This is a genomic window from Burkholderia sp. Ax-1720 (assembly GCF_011753035.1).
GTDB classification, from domain to species: Bacteria; Pseudomonadota; Gammaproteobacteria; order Burkholderiales; family Burkholderiaceae; genus Burkholderia; species Burkholderia gladioli.
The window spans coordinates 16,943-39,951 of sequence record NZ_VWWK01000008.1; the positions used below are offsets into that span (position 1 = coordinate 16,943).

Annotated in this window: 23 protein-coding genes and 3 pseudogenes; 17 read left to right on the forward strand and 9 right to left on the reverse strand. The window is 60.3% G+C overall.

The window, feature by feature from the left end:
* Positions 1–5 precede the first annotated feature (5 nt).
* The 3 genes from F3J18_RS04395 to F3J18_RS04405 all read left to right on the forward strand — a co-directional run bounded on the left by F3J18_RS04395 (position 6) and on the right by F3J18_RS04405 (position 3,868).
* A complete protein-coding gene (locus F3J18_RS04395) occupies positions 6–1,001 on the forward strand; it encodes an NAD(P)-dependent oxidoreductase (RefSeq protein ID WP_166911557.1) in 996 nt (331 codons plus the stop codon).
* Between the two features lie 137 nt (positions 1,002–1,138).
* Positions 1,139–2,383 (forward strand): Bcr/CflA family efflux MFS transporter, encoded by a 1,245-nt coding sequence (locus F3J18_RS04400; protein WP_166911559.1) that lies wholly within the window; start codon positions 1,139–1,141, stop codon positions 2,381–2,383.
* A gap of 165 nt (positions 2,384–2,548) precedes the next feature.
* Complete coding sequence (locus F3J18_RS04405) at positions 2,549–3,868, forward strand: nucleotide disphospho-sugar-binding domain-containing protein (RefSeq protein WP_166911561.1); 1,320 nt, start codon at positions 2,549–2,551, stop codon at positions 3,866–3,868.
* Positions 3,869–4,539: 671 nt separating this feature from the next.
* Here the strand turns inward: F3J18_RS04405 and F3J18_RS04410 are convergent.
* Together F3J18_RS04410 and F3J18_RS04415 are read right to left on the reverse strand one after the other, a co-directional pair.
* The gene (locus F3J18_RS04410) at positions 4,540–5,496 is read right to left on the reverse strand and encodes a tyrosine-type recombinase/integrase (RefSeq protein ID WP_166911563.1); all 957 of its coding nucleotides are present in this window, start codon (positions 5,494–5,496) and stop codon (positions 4,540–4,542) included.
* Positions 5,493–6,320: a nucleotide-binding protein gene (locus tag F3J18_RS04415; RefSeq protein ID WP_166911565.1), complete on the reverse strand. Its 828-nt coding sequence runs from the start codon at positions 6,318–6,320 to the stop codon at positions 5,493–5,495. Before F3J18_RS04415 ends, F3J18_RS04410 begins: the two co-directional genes overlap by 4 nt.
* A 112-nt stretch (positions 6,321–6,432) precedes the next feature.
* On the opposite strand from F3J18_RS04415, the pseudogene F3J18_RS04420 reads away from it, so the two are divergent.
* The 4 genes and pseudogenes from F3J18_RS04420 to F3J18_RS04435 all read left to right on the forward strand — a co-directional run.
* Positions 6,433–6,684: pseudogene (locus F3J18_RS04420) on the forward strand (IS30 family transposase); the annotation flags it as partial.
* A gap of 45 nt (positions 6,685–6,729) precedes the next feature.
* Positions 6,730–7,314: an ATP-binding protein gene (locus F3J18_RS04425; protein ID WP_166911567.1), complete on the forward strand. Its 585-nt coding sequence runs from the start codon at positions 6,730–6,732 to the stop codon at positions 7,312–7,314.
* Positions 7,315–7,411: 97 nt separating this feature from the next.
* Positions 7,412–8,254, forward strand: a complete 843-nt coding sequence (locus tag F3J18_RS04430) for a bis-aminopropyl spermidine synthase family protein (RefSeq protein WP_166911569.1) — start codon at positions 7,412–7,414, stop codon at positions 8,252–8,254.
* Positions 8,254–8,835: a hypothetical protein gene (locus F3J18_RS04435; protein WP_166911571.1), complete on the forward strand. Its 582-nt coding sequence runs from the start codon at positions 8,254–8,256 to the stop codon at positions 8,833–8,835. Before F3J18_RS04430 ends, F3J18_RS04435 begins: the two co-directional genes overlap by 1 nt.
* Here the strand turns inward: F3J18_RS04435 and F3J18_RS04440 are convergent.
* Together F3J18_RS04440 and F3J18_RS04445 are read right to left on the reverse strand one after the other, a co-directional pair.
* Positions 8,832–9,485 carry a hypothetical protein gene (locus F3J18_RS04440; protein ID WP_166911573.1) on the reverse strand — a complete coding sequence of 218 codons (654 nt, stop codon included), beginning with the start codon at positions 9,483–9,485 and terminating at the stop codon, positions 8,832–8,834. The genes F3J18_RS04435 and F3J18_RS04440 overlap by 4 nt on opposite strands.
* Positions 9,482–10,480 (reverse strand): ImmA/IrrE family metallo-endopeptidase, encoded by a 999-nt coding sequence (locus F3J18_RS04445; RefSeq protein ID WP_166911582.1) that lies wholly within the window; start codon positions 10,478–10,480, stop codon positions 9,482–9,484. Before F3J18_RS04445 ends, F3J18_RS04440 begins: the two co-directional genes overlap by 4 nt.
* Positions 10,481–10,906: 426 nt before the next feature.
* Here F3J18_RS04445 and F3J18_RS04450 point away from each other — a divergent pair, with 426 nt between their 5' ends.
* Positions 10,907–11,686, forward strand: coding sequence for a hypothetical protein (locus tag F3J18_RS04450; protein ID WP_166911584.1), 780 nt, complete (start codon positions 10,907–10,909; stop codon positions 11,684–11,686).
* A gap of 164 nt (positions 11,687–11,850) precedes the next feature.
* On the opposite strand, the gene F3J18_RS04455 is transcribed toward F3J18_RS04450, so the two are convergent.
* On the reverse strand, positions 11,851–12,615 hold the full coding sequence (locus F3J18_RS04455) for a hypothetical protein (RefSeq protein ID WP_166911586.1): 765 nt from the start codon (positions 12,613–12,615) through the stop codon (positions 11,851–11,853).
* Positions 12,616–12,739: 124 nt separating this feature from the next.
* Between F3J18_RS04455 and F3J18_RS04460 the strand changes: the two are divergent.
* Positions 12,740–12,992: pseudogene (locus F3J18_RS04460) on the forward strand (IS6 family transposase); the annotation flags it as partial.
* Positions 12,993–13,499: 507 nt separating this feature from the next.
* On the opposite strand, the pseudogene F3J18_RS04465 reads toward F3J18_RS04460, so the two are convergent.
* The 4 genes and pseudogenes from F3J18_RS04465 to F3J18_RS04475 all read right to left on the reverse strand — a co-directional run.
* A pseudogene (locus F3J18_RS04465) lies at positions 13,500–13,799 on the reverse strand (site-specific integrase); the annotation flags it as partial.
* Between the two features lie 201 nt (positions 13,800–14,000).
* Complete coding sequence (locus F3J18_RS38065) at positions 14,001–14,183, reverse strand: hypothetical protein (RefSeq protein ID WP_240154484.1); 183 nt, start codon at positions 14,181–14,183, stop codon at positions 14,001–14,003.
* Entirely contained in the window at positions 14,180–14,341 is a 162-nt protein-coding gene (locus tag F3J18_RS38070) for a hypothetical protein (RefSeq protein ID WP_240154485.1), read from the reverse strand. The genes F3J18_RS38065 and F3J18_RS38070 overlap by 4 nt, the downstream gene beginning before the upstream one ends.
* 74 nt (positions 14,342–14,415) lie before the next feature.
* Positions 14,416–15,342, reverse strand: coding sequence for an abortive infection family protein (locus tag F3J18_RS04475; protein WP_166911588.1), 927 nt, complete (start codon positions 15,340–15,342; stop codon positions 14,416–14,418).
* An 811-nt stretch (positions 15,343–16,153) separates the two neighbouring features.
* Here F3J18_RS04475 and F3J18_RS04480 point away from each other — a divergent pair.
* The 8 genes from F3J18_RS04480 (at position 16,154) to F3J18_RS04515 (ending at position 22,929) form a co-directional block, all read left to right on the forward strand.
* Positions 16,154–16,636 carry a hypothetical protein gene (locus tag F3J18_RS04480; protein ID WP_166911590.1) on the forward strand — a complete coding sequence of 161 codons (483 nt, stop codon included), beginning with the start codon at positions 16,154–16,156 and terminating at the stop codon, positions 16,634–16,636.
* 240 nt (positions 16,637–16,876) lie between these two features.
* Complete coding sequence (locus F3J18_RS38075; protein WP_240154486.1) at positions 16,877–17,635, forward strand: hypothetical protein; 759 nt, start codon at positions 16,877–16,879, stop codon at positions 17,633–17,635.
* A gap of 92 nt (positions 17,636–17,727) precedes the next feature.
* Positions 17,728–18,693 (forward strand): DUF932 domain-containing protein, encoded by a 966-nt coding sequence (locus tag F3J18_RS04490; protein WP_166911592.1) that lies wholly within the window; start codon positions 17,728–17,730, stop codon positions 18,691–18,693.
* An 80-nt stretch (positions 18,694–18,773) separates the two neighbouring features.
* On the forward strand, positions 18,774–19,769 hold the full coding sequence (locus F3J18_RS04495; RefSeq protein WP_166911594.1) for a lambda-exonuclease family protein: 996 nt from the start codon (positions 18,774–18,776) through the stop codon (positions 19,767–19,769).
* Between the two features lie 10 nt (positions 19,770–19,779).
* The gene (locus F3J18_RS04500; RefSeq protein WP_166911596.1) at positions 19,780–20,007 is read left to right on the forward strand and encodes a hypothetical protein; all 228 of its coding nucleotides are present in this window, start codon (positions 19,780–19,782) and stop codon (positions 20,005–20,007) included.
* Between the two features lie 50 nt (positions 20,008–20,057).
* Complete coding sequence (locus F3J18_RS04505) at positions 20,058–20,978, forward strand: phage capsid protein (protein ID WP_166911597.1); 921 nt, start codon at positions 20,058–20,060, stop codon at positions 20,976–20,978.
* Complete coding sequence (locus F3J18_RS04510; protein WP_166911599.1) at positions 20,975–22,063, forward strand: hypothetical protein; 1,089 nt, start codon at positions 20,975–20,977, stop codon at positions 22,061–22,063. The genes F3J18_RS04505 and F3J18_RS04510 overlap by 4 nt, the downstream gene beginning before the upstream one ends.
* A gap of 59 nt (positions 22,064–22,122) precedes the next feature.
* Entirely contained in the window at positions 22,123–22,929 is an 807-nt protein-coding gene (locus tag F3J18_RS04515; RefSeq protein ID WP_166911601.1) for a DUF4942 domain-containing protein, read from the forward strand.
* Positions 22,930–23,009: the final 80 nt, after the last annotated feature.

Here is a 23,009-nt window from a genome sequence, read left to right on the forward strand (position 1 = left end):
ACGCCATGACGACTTCCTCCCCCCTCACCCTGCTGCTGCTCGGCGGCAGCGGTTTTATCGGCCGGGCCGTGCTGCGTGAGCTGGCGCGCCAGCCGCACGGCAGCCTGCGCATCCGTGCCCTGCTGCGCCAGCCCGACACGCTGCCCGCGCAAGCCGGCCTGGAGCGCATCTCGGGCAGCCTCGAGCAGTGGCCGACCACGCTCGAACCCGACGCGCCGTACGTGCTGGTGCATCTGGCCGTCAAGCAGATCGACCGCGACGGCGGCGGCTACCTGGCCACCAATGTGACCGCCACCGAGGCCTTGCTCGCCCGCCTCGGGCCGCGCCTGCGCGGCGTGCTGTACGCGAGTTCGATGTCGGTATACGGCCAGGGCGTGCAGGACGGCATCGACGAGCGCGCCGCGCCGCGCCCCGACACGCCACTGGCACACAGCCGCCTGCGCGCCGAACGCGTCATCGCGGCGCGAGCGCGGGCGGCCGGCGTCCCGACCCTGGCGATGCGCCCGCGCTTCGTGATCGGCGCGGGGGATCGCCACGTGTTGCCGGCATTCGCGCGCGTCACGCGCCATCCGCTGCAGATCGGCAACGGCCATCAGCGTTTCTCGTTCATCGACGTGGACGACTATGCGCGTGTGATCGTGAGACTCGCCACGCGTCTCGTCGAGCAATACGAAAACGGCGACAGCAGTCAGTCGAGCGTGCATATCGGCTACCGGCAGCCGCTCGATTTCGCTCGGATCGCGGCGATTATCCGCGAGATCGATCCCTCCCGCCGTCCACCGCTGGCGCGGCTGCCTGTTGCGCCCACCCTGACCCGTTGGTTGCGGCGGCTGCCGAGTGCCGGGCTCGCGCAGCTAGCGACCCGGCTGGAACTGCTCGGCCTTTCCCACTGGGGCAGCACCGAACGGCTCGCCACGCTAGCCGGCGCGGATCTGGTCGAGCGCGATCCGGCAGCGGTATTCCAACACGCCGTGAGGAAACTGATCCGCGGCGACGGCTGATCGAGCCGGCCCGTCGGCGCAAGGCGCGACGTCGGGCAATTCGCCGTTGCCGCTCGATCCTTCTGCCGCCCGGCTACCACGCCGATCGACATGCCGCATCGTCCATCCTCCGCAAGCCTACATGAGTGCTCTTGACCATGACTGACCAGGCCTTCTCCCCCGCGATGCATCCGATACGCCCGGTGCCCGTGATCTATCTGGCGCTGCTCGCCATCCTGGCGATGCTCGGGACCGACATCTACCTGCCCGCACTCGGCGAAATTCAGACCGATCTGTCAGGTTCCGTGTTCCAGGTGGGGTTGTCGCTGACCGTCTATGCCGCCAGCCCCTGCCTGGTGCAACTGCTGTACGGCCCGCTGTCGGATGCAATGGGGCGCAAGCCGGTGCTACTGGCCGGACTCGCGATGTTCGTCGCGGCGACGCTGGGCTGCCTGTTAGTGCGCGATATCGGGAGCTTCCTGATGCTGCGCTTCCTGCAGGCCATCGGCGTGTGCACCGCCACCGTGCTCTGGCAGCCGATCGTGATCGACATCCACGCCGGCGACGACAAACGCGTGCGCGACACCTTCGGTTTCGTGATGTCCTTCGTCGGCATTTCGCCGGCGCTCGCCCCCCTGGCGGGCGGTGCCATCGCCGCCGCGTTCGGCTGGCGCTACACCTTCGTGGTCCTGCTCGCGCTCGGCGCGCTACTGCTGGCGTGGACCGCGGCGCTCTACCGGGAGACGCATCCGCGCGAGCGGCGCGCAGTCCACTCGATCCGCGCCCATGCGATCCTGGCGCCTTATCGCACGCTGCTCGGCGATCGACACTTCCATCTCCACGCCTGGCCGGTAGCCGCGGCCGTGGGTGGCTACCTGGCCTATCTGACGATCGCCCCGTTCACCCTCGCACATCTCGGCCTGACGCCGGTCGCGATCGGCCTGAGCTTCCTGCCCTTGGCATGCCTGTTCGGGTTGGGCAGCGCAGCTGCCAGGCGGATCGCGGGCCGGTACAGCGACAAGGCCGCGCTGCAGGTCAGCGCCGCGCTCGCGGCACTGGCAGGCGCGCTGTTCTGGTTATCGGTGGAAAGCGGCTTCGCGACCACCCCGGTGCGCTACGTCTCGTCGTTCGGGCTGGTGGCGTTCGCCATCGGCATCATCATCCCGACCGGCTCAGCGGGAGCAATCGCACGGTTCGCCTTGATCTCGGGTGCCTGCTCGAGCGCGATCAACTGCCTGATCTCGATAACCGCACTGGTGACGACCACCCTGGTATCGCTCGGCTATCAGGCGGACGGCAACCGCCCCCTCGGCGCGATACTGGTCGCCACCGGACTGATCTCGCTGGCCTGTGCCACCGCATTGCGACCAGTACACGACCATCCGACGCCGCCCCCCGCTTGATCGGGTCCGCACAACGTCGGATTCGTTTCGGCCATGCGATGTGGCTCGAGGGCACAAGCAGGCTCTGGCGGCCCGATGCCGGAATGAAACGATTCCGCGGGCGATGCGAATTCCATGAGGTTTCGCCGCTCATCCTACCCATGCGACTGTTACGAAGGAGGTTCCGTGTCACACATGATCATTACCGCGATCGGTTCAGCTGGCGACGTGCATCCCATGCTCGGCATCGGTGCGGCCCTCGCCTCGCGAGGGCATCGCGTAACGTTTTGCAGCCACCCCCAGTATGCCGAGACAGCAGCCCGTCGAGGCTTCTCCTTCGTGCCGGTCGGTACCGCCGAGGCCTACGCGATGGCACTCGCGGACCCGGCCCTATGGGACCCGCATACGTCGTTCCCGACCTTGTGGCAGGCCGTGGCGCCGATGATGCGCCCGCACTTCGACGCGCTGTCCGCGCTGGTCGACGACGATACCGTTCTGATCGGCACGCTGTGGGCGTTCTCTGCCCGGCTGATGCAGGAGCGATACGGCACGCCATTCGTTCTTGTCCAGAGCTATCCTTCGGCGATGCTCTCCGCCTATGCGCCGCCGACCCTCAAGGGGCTGACCGTACCAGGCTGGCTACCGCTGGTACTCAAGCGTGCATTGATCACATTCATCGAGCGCGGCGTGATAGATAGGGTCTGCGGTCCCGAACTGAACGCGGTACGCGCCGGGCTCGGCCTACCCGAGGTCAAGCGCATCCTCGGTCGCTGGCTGCCCTCGAAAGACGGGGTGCTCTGCCTGTTTCCGAGCTGGTTCGCCGCCGATCAACCTGATTGGCCCGAGAATCGGCTACTTAGCGGCTTTCCCCTGTTCAACGACATCGCGGATGTCGCGGACGATGCAGAGCTCGACGCATTCATTACGGCGGATGAGGCGCCGGTGGTGTTCACGGCGGGATCGACCAGGGTCGACCTGGATCACTATCTGCGCATGGTAAATGAAACCTTGGCCGCAACCGGCCTGCGTGGAATCCTGCTCGCCCCCGATCTGCGGGACACACGCCACGATAAATTGCTGATACGCAGCTATGTCCCGCTGCGGACCTTGCTACCGCGCTGTCGTGCGCTTGTGCATCACGCCGGCGTCGGCACTGCCGCACTCGCTTACGAGGCTGGCGTGCCGCAGGTACTCACCCCCTTCGCGCACGATCAATTCGACAACGCGCAACGGGTGGCGGCAAGCGGTTGCGGAGTCGTGATCGACGAGTTGACCAACAGCGACTCGTTGATTCGCGGGCTCAAGCAGGTTCTGGACGACGAGACGCTGGCCGCACAATGCCAACGACACAGGACCTTGGTAACCGAAGCCCCGAATGGATGTGAAGTTTCCGCGCGCTTCATTGAACGGGTGATCCACTCATCATTCCCGCCTGTCGACACACGGCTCGATCTTGATCGACGGCCGGCCGGCTCTCCTCACACGTCCGGCATCGGTCAAACCTGAATCCAACGAGACAGCGGGCGGACGGTGTCGAGGACCAGGACCTCGAGTTCGTCTGATTGCCGATTTGGCGTGTCGAGCCACTCTGCAGCGAGACGGGATGATCGTCGGCGGGGATGAGCACACGCGATCGCGGCGTCGACGGAACCCGCACCTGCCCGTTCCAAGGCCCCCTCCAGCGCCTGCCGCGGCGGGATACGCCATTCACCCGGCACGCTCCGGGGCAATCCAGTGGCTCAGAGATGTCGACGAAAGGCGCCCCTTCAGCACCTCCCTCACTCACGGTTAAGAGAAGTGCAAGCGGTGATCGAGACGACTATCTTGACCCTTGGAAGAGGCCGTCATATATTTACATTAGCCGGACAGGCAGTCCGGTGCCTCGATATTATGGCTCTTTCCCGACAAAACCCTCATTTTGTCGGGATTTTTTTCATATGCCTCCGCTCGTCAATTTACCGATAGTTACCTTTGCAGAGCCTTCGGTAGCGGTGAGCGTTTTACTTCAAGCTCAGCAGCTTCCAACTTCAGCTCTCGCACCGACAAGGTTGTCCTTGACGATCGACGCGACCGTTTCATCCGTCAGAACGCCGGCCCTGAGATATAAATCGGCCGTCTTATCTCAATAGCTTGGTTCGAGCTCGAAACTTCGCGACGGTACAGGGGCATACGCTGCGCTATAGGCAAATCCGCTCCACGTCATCTACGGCGATCTCATCGCGCCGGCGATCATAAAGCTGCGTGGTCCGAGTTGATGCGTGGTTCGCCATTGCCGCGGCATTCTCGAGCGTGCCGCCGTTCGCTAAGTATGCAGTGATGCCAGTCGCGCGAAACGTGTGGTTGCCGATCGCCGTCGCGATGCCGGCCGCCGCTGCGCGACGGCGTACCATCGCGTAGGCGTTCGCCTGCGATAGCTGTCTGTCGCTGAGCCGCCCGGTGCCACGCGCGATCGTGCGGAACAGTGGGCTTTTCGGCTCGGATGCGATGCCCGCGCTGTCTAGGTACGCATGCAGGGCTGTCTCGAGCGTGTGGTGACAGGGCATCGCATGCACCTTACCGCCCTTTTCGCGCAGGCGCACCCACAACCTCCGCTGAGCCACGTAGACGTCCTCAACACGCATTGCCAGCGCCGCGCCCACGCGCGCGAATGAAAACATCATCAGTGCGATCAACGCGCGATCGCGCAGCCCTCCCGGCATGGTCACGTCGATGCTGTCGAGTAGCTGCCGCGCCTCGGCCGCCTCGAGCACAGGAGTCTTGCCGGTTTTCGCGACATGGCTAGGCCCGCGCACCGACGCGGCCGGATTGTGTGGCATGATTTGGCCCGTCACCAGCCAGTCGAACAGATGGCGGATCGCGGCTAGGCGCTGCTTGACGGTCGGTGCCGAAAGTGTCTGACTCTGTAACTCAATCCAAGTCGCGACATGCAGCGGCTGCAGCGTGGCGATCGACGGTACACCTATCCCTTCGCACCAGGACAGGAAATCCCCGGCCGCGCGCGCGTAGGCGCGCCGCGTGTGAGGATTGCGGATCGCCGAGACGAAGAATTCCAAGAAACGCACGCTGGCACGCTCGCCGGCCGCGTCGATCAGTGCCGGCGTGGCTATCTCTCTGAGCGTGACGGGCAAGCTCATGATCGCATCACCACGTTCCAGTCGATCTCATGACCGGCAGCCTGCATCTCTCGACCAAGTGACTGTTTCCAGCCGCCGCCGTCATCCATCCTTTCCCACACGACGCCGAGGTAGTCGCTCGGCAGCTCGAGCTCCCCCCGCTTGAGCGCGCACACCTTGTCGCGCCCGAGCTTGCCGATGAAATATCCGAGTTCGAGCACGACGTTCTGCCTGGCGCGCAACTGAAGCTCCCCACCCATGGCGCGCCCTTCATCGTCAGGCGTGAGTAGCACCACCGCGAAGCCAACATCACCGTGTGCCTCGAATTTCTCGATGATTGTACGACCCTGATTGGCCTGCTCGTGCAGAATGATCGGCTCAAAACCGAGCTTCGCGAGAAAGCGCGCGACAGTTTCGCGCGCCTCGCCATCGTGGCCGTGGACCACGAACACCCGCCGAGATAAAGACACAGCCGACTCGACCGGTTTCGCCGGCGCATGCACCGCATCCTCTAGATCCTCACGAAGCGCCCGCTGCGCGTCCTGCAGAAGGGCGACGGACCGATCGAAATGTTCTCGGACCTCTTGTCTGAGATAGAACTCGTTCTCGAAGCTTCTGGACTGCATCGGTCTCAGCGCGGTCGCCAGCTTGTAGCGCCGGTACGCCGGCGTGTCCCGACCGAAACACCGTTCGAGCGTATCCGCGATCGCCGCTGACAACGCAGCTAGTTCTGGCAGGATTCCATCCTTCGTGAGAGCCTGGAAATCGAACGCCCTGAGCGCGTCGATCCGTTCCTGCAGGCGGGCGATCCCGCGTTCGATCGCGTCGGGAGAACGAGGCGTCATAGCCGCTCCATCTATATGTGATAAAGGACATTATCATATATAGACATTCGATTGCGGATTCAACCCGTCGATGCAACATACTTGGAGCTGCGAGGCGGCAATGAGTGCTGCTATGAAACAGAGACGGCGGACCTACTATACAGATAGCCAGAAGGCGTTAATGTGGGAGCGCTGGCGCAAGGGCGAGTCGATGCAGAAGATCGCTCAGTTGTTTGATCGGAACCATTCCTCGGTGCAAGGGATTTTGGCAGAAACCGGCGGCATACAACCGAAGCCGCGGCACCATTCGAGGTTGGCACTGGCCCTTGCCGAGAGAGAAGAGATTTCGCGCGCTGTAGTTGCCGGCGAGTCGATGCGCACGATTGATTGCAGTTTTAAGATAGCTCGGCCGAGCTAAGGAGGGCATTCCGTGGGACGAGTGATCTACCTTACTGGTGCACCCGCAACGGGTAAGTCATCAATCTGCGATGCAGTCTCACGGCGAAACACAGGGGTGCGTGTCTTCTCGTACAGCTCGATGTTGAGAGAAACTGTCTCCTCCCGGACGTCAACGTTGCTTGATGCACAGCAAATCCGTCAAAACTCAGCAGCTGTGGTGACGCGCGATGATGTCGCCGCTACTGACGAGCGGCTAATAGTCGAGGTGGAGGCCGCGCGGAGGACCAGTCACGTCGTGATAGACAGTCACCCCGTTACCAAGGAAATTTACGGATTCAGGATAACCGGTTTCACTATTGAGCATCTGCATGTACTGAAACCCGACGTCATAGTTTGTACCTATACTTCCCCAGAAGAATTGGAGCGACGTATCCGCTCGACCTCCGAAGGTCGCGTGCTACCCTCCTTTTATGACCTTGACATGCATGTCAAGCTGCAAGCCTCGGTCGCTATCCAATACGGGCTAATACTGGGTCGGCCAAGCTATTTTCTCGACACGTCTTCCACGCTTGATGTGACTGTCAATCATTTTCTTACCATTACAAAGCTTTTGTGATACTTTATCTATCGGCGTCAGTTTATTTGAAGGTTTTTTGTCATGCCCGTTAGTGTGAGTCAAAATCAATCAAACGGGCCACATTATCGGGGGGCGTATGGCGGAGCGAAGGGAGATCGATCTTAAGGCAGCAATTAATGCAATTTCAGATGTAGTCCAAAATCGACCAAGGCCACTGCGGGAAATGGACCAAATCTACATGAAGACCGGCGACATGGTTCTTCAAAGTGAGATGGTCGCGAAATGGGCCGACGGCAAGAGACTGGCGTTCATTGGCGACGGGGATGCTATCAGCGTAAGCGTCGCCTACCTGATGCGCCGCCAGATCCTGAACTACGGGCCGACCAAGATTCAGGTCTTCGATTTCGACGAGCGCATCTGCGGTGCCATCAAGCGCTTTGCCGACCGCGAGCGGATTGAGAGTCTGGACTCCACCCTGTACAACGTGCTGGACGCCTTCCCGAACATTGGCCACTTCGACTGCTTCTATACGAACCCTCCTTGGGGGGCCAGCAATGGCGGGGCCAGCGTGAATGTCTTTTCTCAACGCGGCATGGAAGCTGTTGGGAACAAGGGTGAAGGCATGATTGTGATCGCTGACGATCACGATTTGGAATGGCCGCAGCAAGTGCTGGCCGAAGTTCAGAGGTTCACCCTCAATTCTGGCTTTTACATCCAGCGCATGGCGTCCAAGGTTCATTTGTACCATTTAGATGACAACCCGGATCTGCGGTCGTGTAACTTGATGATTAAGTCGCTGCCAGGCACTGCTGCGCCGCAATTTTCGAATGCCATCACCGATCCGAGCCGGTTGGAGAATTTTTACGGCAGCGGACGTCCCATCGAGATCAGGTATGTGCGTGAGCGAAAACGCGTCGACTACGGCATGGCACATGACGACGAATACGAATATGAAACGTTCGCTGAGCGGGGGCAATAATGACCGGCATCATCCAGCCCAATCGGGGCATCCTATTCATGAAGGTTGGAGTTCACGCACAAGAAACTCTCGAGGACATTATTGAGCGCAAAACCAAGGAGATCAAAGACGCTGGCTTCGCCCTTTGGGGCTATGGCGGGAACACTTGCCATCCTGCAACTATGGTTCAGCCGTTCGTCGCAGACCGCGAGGCACGTGGCGAAAAAGTCGTTCTTTGCATGAATGAAATGGTGTCGAACCACTTCGCCGACCCGGTGCGGGCCAAGTACTATTCGACCGACGGTAACGATTGGCGCGAGGTACCCAAGGCCATCAACGTCCTCGGCTCTAGGTATGCACTAGCGATTAAAGAGCTTCGCCGCGAAGAGTTGGTATTGCCCTTGAACAGGGTCACCGTAGCAATTGGCAACAGCCGAGGGATGTCGGGCCTAAAGTACCTGAGGGGGCGGGTCGACAAGGCTTGTCTGGCGCTAGGTGAAGGCGTGGATATTCCCCCGGCACCGGAAGAAGCTACCTCGTGCATTCGGATCGACTTGGTAGCCGAGGTGTGCGAACCGTATGCCGTGTTCCTGAAGAACTAGGTCGGGTAGTCAATCAACACGCTTGGCGCTTCCGTCTGGATACTATTGATATAACTTGTCAGCCCCTCGTGACAGGACCCGAGGGAAGCGCCACCAGAGTAGCAACCCAGCGCCATCGTGAGGCTAGTGTCGACTGCGGGCAGAACGCAGACGGAAGGTTGTACAGCGTCGAGGCCCGCACACGCAATCATCCATAGCGCCAGTTGCTCCAAGCAAGCCACCTTTCCATGCGCGTAGGCGCATGCCGTGTGCTCCTTGAGCGCTGCGATTGCCCTGATCGCGCGCTTGTCGCCGGTCATCATTAAGTTCATTTCCCGCGACACCATCAACGCACAGATCTGGCTTTCGCCCAGATCCAGTTCAACGCCCATTGCCACCGCCGCGCTTTCCAGTTCGGCGGCCAGCGCAAGTTCCTCAGACCTCGGCTCGATCGCCGCGATGACAGACATAGCTTCCTGGAAGTGAGCCTTTGCCTCTGCCAACCGCGGCTCCTTCAACTTCTTCTTTAACTTGCCGGTCACGACGAATTGAGCGGCCGCGATCATTCCGAATTCTTTGCTCTCGAACGGCGCCAACGCGAGTAGTTGCTTTAACAACTTGTACGATGCGGTCTTGAGCAGGACATCTGTATCGATCAGTGCCTTGCTCATCGAATCGCTCCCATGACTGCTTTCACGAAGTGTACGTTTTCGTCGCTCAGGTTAGGCCAAGCCATTTGTTGGGATGCGATGCCGTTGACCACTTGCCAGGCGGGCGTGGCGTTCGCGTAGATGAGCTTCATCGCTTTCTGAGCGACCGCCCATTCACCTGTGGAGTAACCGTAGCACTGCGCAAGCGTGCCGGGCTCGATTCGCTTTTTCGGGCCGACGGTCAGAGCCTGGGTGGCAAGCTCGCCCGGATTGCGGCCTTCGCCTTGCTTGACGATCTCGAAGTCTGGGTCGCCGGTAAGCAGTTCAAGCGCGTAACGATCCGCTTCGATTTCTTCCGCATCGTTATTTTCATGCCCTTCGTCATCGTCCATGTCCAAAAGCGCCGAGCCTGCCTCGACGTGGCCGCAAGCGATGTGTCCGATCTCATGGGCGAGATAGAAGGCGATCGGAGCAGGATATAAGGAGTCCTTGGCTAGCAGGATTGCATACCGATCCTTGTAGCTGCTCACCATGGCACTCATGCGTTTGGCGGCCAAGGGGTAAACGCGCAGATGCAAAACAGGTACCCCAACTCCCCAAAGAGCCGCCAATAGTTCAATCAGGCCGACGTAGTCGTTGCCTTTCAAAATAAAACTGCGCAGCTGCGATGCCGACACGCCCTGCAGAGCGACGCTTTGCTCGACGGACTTAACGAGCATGCGAGTAAGCGATCTGCCGAAGGCCGTGATGGCCGGCTTGTCGCGCTGATCGTCCCCTTTGAAGCTCTTGTACTTTGCGGAATCGTCCCAGATGAACTGGGGCGCCTGATCGTCGAGAACAGTGAGCGGGTCCAGCCCGAGGTTCCGAGCCAAGGAAAACCGCAATTCTGCTTGAGCCGACGGCGATGCGTCGGCAGCGTCACTCCACCACTCGGGCCACGCGGCGCTAATTGCCGAATCGGTCAGCCCCGTGGACTTTGCGAGGCGCAGCCGGAATGCAGTTGCATTATTCGCCAAGATGCCTCCCATACGAGATGACGAGCCGGTTCTAGCCCTGGGTTCGTCTTTCTTCTACGGTGAAAGACCGCGTACTTTCGATCAACTTTGCAAGCAACGCCGCGTGCGAGTTGCTCCCATCCCAGACTTCGTCAAGCAATTTGTGCAAATCGTCTATTTCCGACTCCAGCGCACGTGCATTTTCATCGACGTGTATTCCAAAAAATGCACATAGCAAAAGTGCGTTTTTCCCTCTGCTGCCAGCACCGTGCTTTCGGAGCCGACGCACAGCATAGAAGTCCGCGCCGCTCGCCCGAGATAGGGCTACCGACGTGTCGTTGTATTGAGCCAGTGCCTCATTCAGCTTGACCCTGGCTACAGTCCATTGGGCTTGTGACTTGTGCATATTTTGATATAATATCAAAAATACGCACATACCACATATCAATGCCTACTAATCTTATCGAGTTGTCCACGACCACTCATCGCCGCGTCGAAAATTCCGTCCCCGATATCTTCTGCTGGACCAAGATGGGTACCGAGGCTGGCCAAACACTCGATACCATCATCCGACGCAAAGAGATGGAGCGCATAGCGGGCAATGGCGTGTTTGCATGGGGCATTGGCAACTCCTTGGGTACCAGTGTTGACTTGGCTCGTCAGATGCGCCCCGACGGTAGGGTGGACGTGCTCTTCACCCCCATGAAAAGCGCACCCAAGCAAGCGGACATCTCCCCTTCCAAAACATTCCTGTGGCTGAGCTCGATCGAACGGGATGGTCGCATTGCACCCTTACCGAAACACCTCCTGATCACCAGCCGCGGTAGCGAAGGCAAGAGGACGCATTACGCGTTGCTGTGCCACAGCGACAGCAGCATCGAAAACGAAGCCCTGGAGCACTACATTTACGCGGCAAGTGCGCGCAACCTTGCCAGCAGCAATCGTATCGGCGCCTCGCAAGTAACTTCGATGGTGCGGTATGGCTCTGCCTCCTCCTCCCCCTCCCCCGACGGCGCACCTTACAGAGTGGCCTTTCGAGCAGCCCTCCATCAGCAGGGGTTTCTAAAATTGATCAACCCGGTCGCGCTAGAGGGAGCGATCGCCACGCTGTACCGTCAGGCGTGCGCGGTCACCACTGCGAGCGAATGGCTCAAGCTAGCCACCGAAGTGCGACAGATGGCACAGGAGCGGGCGAGCGCAATGCGAAAGGCGGATCTGTTTTCATGACACTGTGATTTTATACAGTACTCGTTAATCAATCAAGGCAACTCCGTGAGGCACGCTCACCTCAACCGAGCTGCTTGCCTGCACCGCTACCCGCCCGCGTCGGATCCCGAAGGCGACCTCACGTGGGGTTTCCAGTCCTGAATCTAGCGGCACGCGACATCGCATCAAAGCGAACGGCTTGACGCCTTCGCGATCTGAGCCTCCCGCCACTTGCGAGATTGAGATTCCGGCTTGTCGGCTGCATCAAAATCTTCGAAGCCGTCGAGAAACTCGCTCGTTGCAGCAAGCTTACGTTCGTTGATCCCCGCGGCTGCAAGCAAATCTAACATCCGCAGTCGGTCAAAGTGTCCCAGTTGCGGATCGGTCAAAGCGATCGGATTCACGAAGAATTCCCCACGGTAAAAACACAGGAGTCGCATCACATGTTCGCTCGCGGGCGCGTGCGCCATGAAATTCGCCGATAGCTGCAATGCACATACGTCCCTAGTCGCTTCACTTCGTCTTTCTGCCGCAGCATAGGCGTCGATGAAGCCGGTGCCGATTAACGAGTTCGGTCTGGCCTGGACTAAGCCCCACCCGAGACCGCCTCTAGGAATAAAGCCGTCGAGAAGTAACGCTTGAAAGACAAGCGACGCGGTGATCAAGTAACGCAGCGCGAAGTCGTCCTTCGGTATGCTCGAATAGACGACAAACATGTCATTTAGACGGAACGTGGAGAAGTCACGCGTTCCCCAGACCTTGTTCATTGCGTGCACGACAAGCCCGAATGGGATCGTCATGCGAAAACGCAGGTAATTCCGATCCATGTTGTCTGCCAGGGCGCTGAGCGCCTCCTCGTCGCTCTCAAGGATCTTATGAGTGAATCCAAGTGCGTCGACGACCAGCACCGGGGATTGAAACGGCGGACGGGGTTTGCTGCGAAAGAACATACTCGCTCCTCAACTCGAACTATCGTTAAAACCGGTGTACACGGCGTACGGAAGAAGCGGGAGAAGGCAGTGATGGAAATTGAAGGAGAATGTTGCTTCTCACGGCAATACTTTCCAATCAAACTCCACTGCCCGCGTGAACAACCGCGCCGAGAACAGCCATCAGCCAACCCGCGAACGCGAGCGACGCATGCGGGGATTTCGCGACCCGAATCGCACCCAGGCTTTCCTCGCGATCTTCGGGCTGATATACCAGCACTTCCCCTTGGTGCGGCATCTGTTGCGTGCCTCGTTTTATCGCAACCACCTCGCCCGCCGTACGCTCCTCGACGTGGCGCGAATTTTCCGAGGTCACCCGGCACCCGTCTGCCGCATGAAACATGTAGGTCGCGCTCGCGCCCCTTGCGAACATACTCCGCTAACTTGACAGCGCCGTGCCGACTGTTTACACGGATCTAGCTTGGAATCACGGGCCGTTGCACGTCAAATGTCCGATTAAACGGCGTCCATCCTTAATAAGCACCGGCTGCTTACGACGCGCAGCGTACCGAAGCGCTTTTCGCAGAGATCTGAGATTAGGTACCAGCATGTAAACGCGGACCACAGCGAACTCGCGGTTCCTAAGAGAACCGTCGCGCCGGTCCCAGAGGGCTACATCTGATTCAGTCGCCCCATCTCTCGGCTCGCTTTGACCATTGCATTCGAATCCGCCTCGGCCCTCTCGCTCAGTCGGACATTGGCCCACAATCCCTTATGCTCCAACAGGACAGGCTTGAACGAGCTCTACCCGTGCGGAGCCAACTCCTCGTCCGACGGGCGCAGCAGGCCAACCTGGGGAGAACCGTTAGGAAATAGAACATCCCCGTCCCTTTGCTCTTTTGCCCCTACCGTTTTGTTCTGCCTGCAGCAAGTCGAGCGTGATACTTCGCACTCTCCTGGCGCATGCGCTGCTGCTCGGCATTCACGTAGATGGTGGTGGTCTGGAGCGACCCATGCCCCAGCACCTGCTGCAACACCTCGATCGCCATGCCGGCCGCGGCCGACTGCGTCCCGAACGTGTGCCGAAACGCATGCGGCGAGGTAGCCGCCAGCTGCCGGCGAGCCGACTCCTCGAGATCCGGCAGTTGCTCGAGCAGGCGCCCGAGGGCGCGCGTCACCACCCGGCGCGCAGCACGCGGCGTGTAGCGCGATCGACACCAGGTCGTCGCGCATGGTGCGCAACAGGCGCTCAACGTCCAGGACCTCGTGCTCCTCCGGATCGAAGTAGAGCCGCGCGATGGTCGCGACCGGCAGCCCTTTCACGCGCGCGCGCAGCGCCGTGAATTCGGTGCGCGAGTAGGTTCGGGGCGGCGGCAGCTCGAGCTGCTGCGGGCAGTTGGCCATGGTCAGGTCTTGGTTGCTGCGCGACGGGTTAGTAGCGGGAATAGCTTGAGCCAGTCCGCATCGGACACAGCATCGATTTCCAAGATCGCGGCGTCCCGGGCGTCATCGATCGTGAACGCGGCCACCCGAGGAATGCGCCGCCCCGTCTCCACCTCGGACACGGCGTAGTCGGCGACCACTTTCAAACCGGCCGATTCGAGGGGTGAACGGCGAAGGTCCGGCCGCGGTGCTCGAACGGCACGCCGATCACCTCACACCGCAGCCCGTTCTCGAGCACGATCTCGAACACAATGCCGTCGACACGACGGGCGAGTGTGGCGGCGACAGCAGAAGAACTTTTCATAGGTCGTTTCCTGTGGGGAGCCGGATATATCGCAGGCCGACGACGAGGTGCCCGAGCTCGATGGTCGGCATCGGTTAGCCCGCCGGCGCCGGACTCGAATCGTCCACTGCCAAGGGGCTGGCCTGGTGGCGATCCAGCAAAAACGTCGCGGCAGCCACGGTCGCCTGCTTCACGAACACGGCGTAGCCCGGATCAAGCGGCGGCAGGTGACTCGTCGCGCCGTGAGCGGTACCGAAGTGGGTGCGCAGCGCGCCGATACCCTGGGTGATGGATTGAATCCCGTCAAGCAGTTTTCTCGCATCCTCTGCGGCCTCCTTCTCTGCCGGCCAGGTCAGTGTCTCCAGGCAAGCCTTCACAAGCGGTGAGATCGATTTGTCCTTCGGCAGTGCCACGCCGCGCTCCCGCAGGATCTTCGCGCACACCGCCTCGAGGAACCGGCTGCAGCGCGTGAGCGCGTCAGCCGAATCGGTCCGCGTTGCGTCCACGGCGTCTTGCCATAGACGGCGCAGGTTCTCGTCGCCGACAATCGTGAGACTGTCCGCCATCTCGGCGTCGATCACACCGGACTCATCCGCCAGGAGCGCCCGGACCGAGGCCAACGCGCCATCGAGCCGGCCCTCGATTTCGTCCAATCCGTGTCCGCCTATCCGGCGAATGAGCGACGTCACCACGTCCTTGGCGGTGAGTCGCTCAAGCCAATGTGGAGGGCAGTTTTCCAACGGCCAGGTGCCCTCGACCCAGGCGCTGAAATCGGTTTCGCGGGCATCGCTCGTGACCACCATCAGACGGTTGTCAGTGAAGCGCAGGCAGAGGTTCAAAGGTGGATCGTCGCTCCCGGGCAGCGGTTCCACGCGGACAAACGCGCTCTGACCACTGACCGATAGATGCCCGAATTCGGTTCGCATCGCATCAACCAGCTCGAGCAAACCCGTTTGGACTTCTTCGTGCTTGGACTGGACGCGTTTGAGTTGTGCGGCTCGGGCTTTGATCAGGTCTCTCATCTCGCTCTGTGCCGGTGCTCGGCAATGTGGTGGTGTTGGTCCTGTATCCCTGGTGCCTGACACGCCTGGCCGCAGCGTTCGGCATCCGCCCTACCAGTCGGCGCCGTGGAGGGCGATCCACTCGCCGCGACAACCCGGGTCGCGTTTGTGCGGCACGTTGGCGAGCGCGAGCTGCAGGCGGCTCAGCTGGCCGACGTCGAGCACGGCGTGCAGGAAGGATGTGGGGGGGGCGCGCGCACGGTGTCGGCCGCGCGCAATTGGATGCCGGTGTAGATGATGGTCCTCGTTGCCCTTCGCGGGGGCGGTGCTGGGCGTGGGGCGACGCACGGCGCCGGCGCCAGGCTGCCCTGCTTGATCGGCTGGCGGGCCGCCAGGCGCCGTGGGCGCCAGTCGACCCCGGTTCGTCAAAATACGGGTTAACCCTATATTCAATGAGATGTAATTCGACCCTACGGCATTCTAGGCCATTAAATGCAAGTCTGCTAATGGTGCTTAGCGGATCAATTAATCCGCCGCAACTACCGCGCCCGTCCAAACCACCAACCACCGACCCCCACTCGCCATATAAAACCAAATTACCAACACATTAAATCCAACCACCAATCATGCCCATTAAAAATTAATAGCCCTCACCAATATCATGACCAGCAAAACAAACAATCAAAAACAGAAGACGCGAAAAATCCGCCCACCAACCCAAAGCAATCAACCTCAAATCTCCCCAAGCCCCGCCACAAAACCATAATCCGCACCAAACACTTATCCACCCCCACAATTTGAAATCAACAAAATTCAACCATTGAGGCAAATAATGAAAAATTACATTACCAACTTCCCACTTGTCGAGTATTTCGGCTGCGATGGCTCAGACCCGGAAATCGAACCATGGAAGAGCTGGTTTTCTGGCGCGGACCCTTTACTCGGTCGAAACCTAGCTGAACCTTTATGGTGGCACTTCTGCGACATACTGTCGCACTTCGAGGAACTGACTTGTCAGCACCTCGGGATCTCCCACCCCTCCTACGAAGCCCTCGAAGCAACGCTTTACGATCACCTGTCTCTAGCTGAATCCATTAGAGGCGGACCGCTCGTCCCGGCAAATATCTACAACCTGAAACATTTCATGATAAGCGGTGGAGTGAAAAATAATTCAACTCTTGAAATGTTAGTTCTCGCATATTGCATCTGGTGTGTCGACCGGCTTATCGATGCACTGTACGCCAACGACGCAATGTTCGCGTCGCTCATGATCTCCAATGTTTTTTGCGCCACCAATGATTTTAGCAATAGGTAGCCATCTCCATAATCCAGGGCACTACCTGGGACGTAAACTCTCGACAGCAAGGGCGTTTCCGATTAAAAAATTGGCGTCACGGCTTGTGCCTACTAGACGTCAGCCGTGACGTAAAAGATACGAAATCCCCCGAGACAGGTTCCAAATATCTTTGAACCTATATGACCCATATGAGCACGGTCGGCATCGACCACTCCGTCAGTGCAATTCAGCATAGACGTACTTAGCTCAGGAGATTTTGTGCTTCCTTCTATTTATACCGTCGTGGCGATTACCTTGACACTCGCCCTCGTCGCGGTATTCGCACTTGGCCTTTACTGGCTCGGCGCGTCTACGAGACCCTCAACGAAGCTTAATTCATCGCGCAACGCATCAGCAGAACATGCATCCCTCGCGCCCCACACTCCAACGTCTCGCCACCACACGGATCCCGACTCGCCTGATGAATGGGAAGCCTTTGCGCCCCCTCCCGACTTTCTCATCGGAAACGCTCACAGCGCTGATATAACGCTGCTCGACCCGCCTTCTTCACAGGAGGGTGAATCGATCAGCGGCCTGAGCGTCCCCGAAGTTCGTCATGGCGTTCTCGAAGCAATCGAGTCGTTGACGAGTCATGCAAGCGCGTCGGTGGAAGACGACAAGCCTATCAATGTATCGCCTCCCGGACCGCTGCTGCACTGCCCACGATGCAAGTCGGCACGGATCGATACGCGCAATCGCGCTCGCAAGGCCGGTAGCGCTATCGGCAGCGTGGCGGGCGCAACCGGCGGAATGGCAGCGGCACTTGCTGGCGCAGAAACCGGTGCAGTCGTCGGTTCCATTGTAGGGCCAATCGGCACCGTATTCGGCGGGCTCGCCGGTGCCGTGATTGCCGGCCTTGTCGGCAGCGCCGCTGGATGCGCTGCAGGCTCCGCAGTCGGAGGTGCTATCGATGACAACGTCCTCGACAACTACATCTGCATGAACTGCGGACACGGATTCAGCGCAAAGCAAACCTGAGTCATATCCGCCTGCTGTTCCCTTCACATCTTCCTATGTGTCCGGCGTTAGCCGGACTGTATGCCCTCGTCTATTCTCAAAACGGAGCCTCTATGCATCTCGTACAAACCATGGCGTATGTCGGCCAAGAACCGTGGCACGGCCTTGGCAATCGTCTGGCGCCGAACCAGTCGATAGAAGTCTGGGCCGATCGCGCCGGCATGGACTGGACCATCGAATCGTCCGAGGTTCGGTTCGTCGCGGGCAGCAGCGGCATCGGCACGATTCACGCCTTTCCCGACCAGAAGGTGCTCTATCGCTCCGACAACAAACTGCCGCTGTCGGTGGTGTCCGCCCGCTATCAGGTCGTCCAGCCTCGACAGATTCTCGAGTTCTATCGCGACCTGACCGAGATCGGTGGTTTCGAACTCGAGACGGCCGGCGTCTTGAAGGAAGGCCGCAAGCTCTGGGCTCTCGCCAAGACCGGACAATCGGGTTTGCTCAAAGGCAAGGACAAAATCACGGGCTACCTCTTGCTCGCCACCGCGTGCGACGGCACGCTCGCGACCACCGCGCAATTCACCTCGGTGCGCGTCGTCTGTAACAACACACTGCAGATTGCCTTGGGCGACAGCACGGGCGTCGTCAAGGTTCAGCATCGCTCACAGTTCGATGCGCAAGCCGTCAAGCGTCAGCTTGGCATCGCTGTGTCGTCATGGGATGCGTTCATGGCGCGGGCCAAGGCGCTCACCGAGCGCAAGATCACCGATACCACGGCAGAAGCATTCCTACGGCGTGTGCTGACCTACTCAACCGTCAACGTTCCGGATCGAGAAACGGTTTCGGTTAACGAGCATGCCATCAAGACAGTCGGCCAGCTCTATGCTGGGCGCGGGAAAGGGGCTGACCTGTCATCTGCCTCAGGCACCGCGTGGGGACTGCTGAATGCCGTGACCGAGTATGTGGATCACCACCGTCGCGCACGCACTGGCGATCATCGCCTCGACGCCGCCTGGTTCGGCGCGGGCGCGACGCTCAAGCAACGCGCCTGGGACGAGGCCATGAAGCTCGTCGCGTGATCACCGTTTCACTCCCCGTATTGCCTCACCCTTGGCCCGGCCAGATTCGTCTGCCGGGCCTTTTCTTTTCTGGAGACGCCATGCGCACTCCTCTTCCTGAACCACCTGGCGCACGAAAACCTGCGCTGAAGCTCGTCAAGACACGAGAACTGAGCCGCGACGACTGGCTCACCGTCAGGCGGACCGGCATCGGCGGCTCGGACGCTGCGGCTGCCGTGGGCCTCAATCCCTACCTGAGCGCCCTGGAGTTGTGGCTCGTCAAAACCGGTCGTGCCGAGGGCTTACCACGGCCGGATCCGGCCGATATGACATCGCCGACGTATTGGGGAACGTTGCTGGAGCCCATCGTGGCGGCGGTCTACACCCAACAGACGGGCAACAAAGTTCGAAAGGTCAATGCCGTGCTTCGGCACGCCACGGTCCCCTTCATGCTGGCGAACATCGATCGCGAGGTGGTTGGCGCGCCCGACGTGCAGATTCTGGAATGCAAGACCGCTGGCGAGTTCGGCTCACGACTCTGGCGGGACGGTGTACCGGAATATGTGCAGCTTCAGGTGCAGCACCAGTTGGCCGTCACGGGCAAGACGGCGGCGCATGTCGCGGTCTTGCTTTGCGGGCAGGCGCTCGAAGTACACCGGATCCAGCGAGACGATGCGCTGATCGGGAAGCTCATCGAGCTCGAAGCGCGCTTCTGGCGCTTTGTGGAAACCGATACGCCGCCACCTTCGGATGGCTCCGAATCCGCCGATCGCGCGCTCCGCCACCTGTATCCAGGTAACGGCGGCACGATCGATTTCGTCGACGACCGAACATTGTCCGCTGCATTTGCAGACCTGCTCGCTGTCCGAGCTGAGATCGAATCGCGTCAAGCGATCGAGGCCCGGCTCAAGCAAACGATCCAGGCTGCGATGGGTGATGCCACCCGCGCCCTGTTCGAGACCGGTTCGGTGTCGTTCAAGCGTAGCAAGGATTCGTCGTCGATCAATCTGGAGCGGTTGACGGCCGATCACCCGTCCCTCGTTGCGCAATACGCCATCTCCAAGCCGGGCTCCCGGCGCTTTCTCACGTCGACCTGATTTGTTATCCATGACTAACATCGAATGCTTGAACGACATCATGACCTATTCACGCTATGGCGCGCTCGTGCAGGCCTTCGTGATGGACGCCCTCAGCAAGCACGCGCATCGCGTGGCCACGATTTCTCCCGACACCTTGCGAGAACAGTTCGGCGCCCACATGCTGGTCAACGTCGAAGCCTGGCAAGGCGTGGCCCGCGAGATCCACGACAAGCTCGAGGCGCACTTCGCGCAGTAACCAATTCGACGCGTCCCCTACTCACAACTCCTCCTTTCTGGATAACCATCATGCTCAAAGGTCTAGCTATCACTCCGCCCGTGATCGGGCGCATATCGATCGGCAGAATTGTCGAGAAGAACGGCAAGCGTCTGCCGGAAAAAGACGATCAATTCACCCTTACGACTCAGGTACAGCAGCGCGGTGAGTGGATGTTGCATCCACTCAATGAAGCACTGCGCAAGGCAGCATCAGGCAAGCTGCGTGCGATTCCGGTGCGGCTTCTGTTCAACGATCCCGACCTCAACCTGCGCGCCGAATACTCGCTCTTCGATCGTGATACGGGGCGCCCCGTGTGCGTCGGCAATGGCGAGGCATGCCGGCGGGTGACGGATGCGGGCATCGACGCCCTGCCCTGTCCGTCGCCGGACGGCTGCATATTCGGTCGCCAGGGCGGCTGCAAGCCTTACGGCCGCCTGAACGTCATCGTCGGTGATGACGATGAAATGGGCTCGTTCATCTTTCGCACCACGTCCTACAACAGTATTCGCACACTCGCCGCACGCCTGCACTACTTTTGCGCCGTCTCCGGGAACCGACTGGCTTGTCTGCCGCTGGAACTGAAACTACGCGGCAAATCGACCACGCAGAGCTATCGGTCGGCTATCTACTATGTCGACCTGTGCGTGCGCGCGGGTGGCACGCTCGAACACGCCTTGGTCGAGGCCAAAGATCTGGACGCGCGCCGCCAGGCATCTGGATTCGACCAGGCTGCACTCGATGCCGCAGCGCGACTCGGATTCGCCAATGGCGCATTCGAGGATAGTCCGGAGGAACAGGCCGCGGTTGTCGAGGAGTTCTATCCCGATCCCACCTCTCGCTCTCCGGATACGGGCGATGGAGCCAATGACGAGATGGCCAGCGCGAAGCCGTCGACGCTGCGCGACAAGCTGGAACGCCAAGCCGTGCTACTCGGCGGCAAGGGAGCATGAGCTTGCGGCACTGGGCTTTTGTCCTTGCGGCGGGTGCCACGTCCACCGCGCTTTGCCTGTCGATACTCGCCGGCTGGCAACGCGGTGGATCGCTCCCGGAACGGTTTGTCTGGGTCGCGATGGGTGTGGTGCTTGTCATCAGCGCGCACTTGTTACCGGCGCTCTTGCGGGAGGTGCCTATTCTTCTCCGTCACGTCGGTAGCCTGCTATGGGTGACGTGCTTGGCGGCCGCATGTTTCGGCCATGTGCAGTTTTTTGTGACTGCGCAGCGGCATGCCGGCGAACAACGGGCCGCGGTGGTACAGGTAGCAACACCGCCATCGTCCATGCGCAGTCTCACGGCTGTTATGGCGGACCGCGCGACCGTGACGGCCCAGCTTGCCACGGCCAAGGCACGTGCTTGCGTCGGTATCTGCGCGACATTGGAAGCCCGTCGCGCGACGCTCGCGGCACGACTCGATGCACTGAATGCCGAGGCGAATGACATCCGGCGTCAGCAGCGCGCAACAGATCACGTTACGGCACAACGTGACTCGTTACTCGCCGATCCAGTCACGACAAGACTTGCCGCGTTACTCGGCGTCACGACCGCTCGCACGGACCTGCTGTCGGGGTTGATGTTTGCGGCCGTGCTTGAAGGCGTCGCATGCTTGTGGTGGGCCATCGCCTTTCGCCTGCCGGCAGTCCCGCAGTCCGCCCCGGCGCGGATCGCGCCACTGGTCGCGATGATGGGCGGCGAGGCTCCCTCGGGAATCGCGCCGGTCGCCATCGTGACTGAGGTGACGGGATCCGCCATCACGCCTTCTGCTGACTCAACGTTGCCGACCGTCACGCCAGCCACAGCGAGTCACGACGGTAAGACCGTTAGTTGCGATGGTGCGATTCATCATCACAACGGCACAGCACTGTCATCGGTTTCGCTACCTGCCGCCCCAAGCGACGAGCTGCTGGCGCAACTCACTCGCGACGTTGCTGCCGGCTTGGTCCGACCGACCGTTTCCGGCATCCGGCTGCATCTGCGTTGCTCTCAAGCACGCGCCATCACCCTCAGGCGCCAGCTCGCTCAACGCGACATCACGGCATAAGCCGGGCCTCATCGCCCAGCTCGCCGTGTTTTCTTCCTTCATTTTTACCGTCATGAAACATGGAATCGAATACGCTCGTCCCCAGCGTCAGCATTGCCAACCTCGCCAATCAACGCGCCGCCATCGTCGAACGCGTGCGCGCCGCCCTCGACCTGCTAGGCGAAGCCCAGCAGCTCGCCAAGCTTGCCCACCTCGGCTTCCCCCGACTCGTACTCGATGAAAGTTATGGCTGCCGCGGCCGCGCGACCGTAACGGGAGAATATGCAAAGCGCGACGAAGCTGAAGCCGCCATCGTGCGCATCATTGACATTCGCGGCTGGGAGTATCTGCTGTCGGAATCGGGCTTACGTACCTTCATGGACGCGAAGGCGCGGGAGCAATGGAGCAGTCAGATCGCCAATGGCGACGTACCTGAACTGACGGCCGCCAATATCGAAGCGACGTTCGAGCAGATCTACGGCGCACGCGGCGATATGTTCGAACGTGGCGTGCTCCAATGCTTTCGCAGACTGTCGTGGAACTACAAAACCAACGAACCGTTCAAGTTCGGGCGACGCATCATCGTGCAATACCTGTTGAGTTCCGGGTCGCCCAATCATCGAGTGACCAACGAACTGGACGACCTGATCCGGGTGTTCTGTCTTCTGGACGGCAAGCTTGAGCCGGACCATCGCCATGGTGCCTATGCTCTGGTGTCCGACACGCGACAGGCTCGACGCACGGAAGCAGAAAACGACTACTTCCACCTGCGCTGGTTCAAGAACGGCAACGGTCACCTGACCTTCAAGCGCCCCGACCTGATCGACAAGATGAACCAGATCATCGCGAAGCACTACCCGAACACCCTCGCCTCAGAGGCGCGGTAATCCACCGCGCAGTAGGCCTTGCACTTTTCCCAACCCTGTTTTAGCGACATCGGTATCCGGCTCGCCCGGAGGCTCGTGCT

Bases quoted from the DNA above. Each gene is read 5' to 3' on its own strand.
- F3J18_RS04395 (WP_166911557.1), top strand. From the start codon at position 6: ATGACGACTTCCTCCCCCCTCACCCTGCTGCTGCTCGGCGGCAGCGGT.
- F3J18_RS04400 (WP_166911559.1), top strand. From the start codon at position 1,139: ATGACTGACCAGGCCTTCTCCCCCGCGATGCATCCGATACGCCCGGTG.
- F3J18_RS04410 (WP_166911563.1), bottom strand. From the start codon at position 5,496: ATGAGCTTGCCCGTCACGCTCAGAGAGATAGCCACGCCGGCACTGATC.
- F3J18_RS04415 (WP_166911565.1), bottom strand. From the start codon at position 6,320: ATGACGCCTCGTTCTCCCGACGCGATCGAACGCGGGATCGCCCGCCTG.
- F3J18_RS04430 (WP_166911569.1), top strand. From the start codon at position 7,412: ATGGCGGAGCGAAGGGAGATCGATCTTAAGGCAGCAATTAATGCAATT.
- F3J18_RS04435 (WP_166911571.1), top strand. From the start codon at position 8,254: ATGACCGGCATCATCCAGCCCAATCGGGGCATCCTATTCATGAAGGTT.
- F3J18_RS04440 (WP_166911573.1), bottom strand. From the start codon at position 9,485: ATGAGCAAGGCACTGATCGATACAGATGTCCTGCTCAAGACCGCATCG.
- F3J18_RS04450 (WP_166911584.1), top strand. From the start codon at position 10,907: ATGCCTACTAATCTTATCGAGTTGTCCACGACCACTCATCGCCGCGTC.
- F3J18_RS04455 (WP_166911586.1), bottom strand. From the start codon at position 12,615: ATGTTCTTTCGCAGCAAACCCCGTCCGCCGTTTCAATCCCCGGTGCTG.
- F3J18_RS38070 (WP_240154485.1), bottom strand. From the start codon at position 14,341: ATGAAAAGTTCTTCTGCTGTCGCCGCCACACTCGCCCGTCGTGTCGAC.
- F3J18_RS04475 (WP_166911588.1), bottom strand. From the start codon at position 15,342: ATGAGAGACCTGATCAAAGCCCGAGCCGCACAACTCAAACGCGTCCAG.
- F3J18_RS04480 (WP_166911590.1), top strand. From the start codon at position 16,154: ATGAAAAATTACATTACCAACTTCCCACTTGTCGAGTATTTCGGCTGC.
- F3J18_RS04490 (WP_166911592.1), top strand. From the start codon at position 17,728: ATGCATCTCGTACAAACCATGGCGTATGTCGGCCAAGAACCGTGGCAC.
- F3J18_RS04495 (WP_166911594.1), top strand. From the start codon at position 18,774: ATGCGCACTCCTCTTCCTGAACCACCTGGCGCACGAAAACCTGCGCTG.
- F3J18_RS04500 (WP_166911596.1), top strand. From the start codon at position 19,780: ATGACTAACATCGAATGCTTGAACGACATCATGACCTATTCACGCTAT.
- F3J18_RS04505 (WP_166911597.1), top strand. From the start codon at position 20,058: ATGCTCAAAGGTCTAGCTATCACTCCGCCCGTGATCGGGCGCATATCG.
- F3J18_RS04510 (WP_166911599.1), top strand. From the start codon at position 20,975: ATGAGCTTGCGGCACTGGGCTTTTGTCCTTGCGGCGGGTGCCACGTCC.
- F3J18_RS04515 (WP_166911601.1), top strand. From the start codon at position 22,123: ATGGAATCGAATACGCTCGTCCCCAGCGTCAGCATTGCCAACCTCGCC.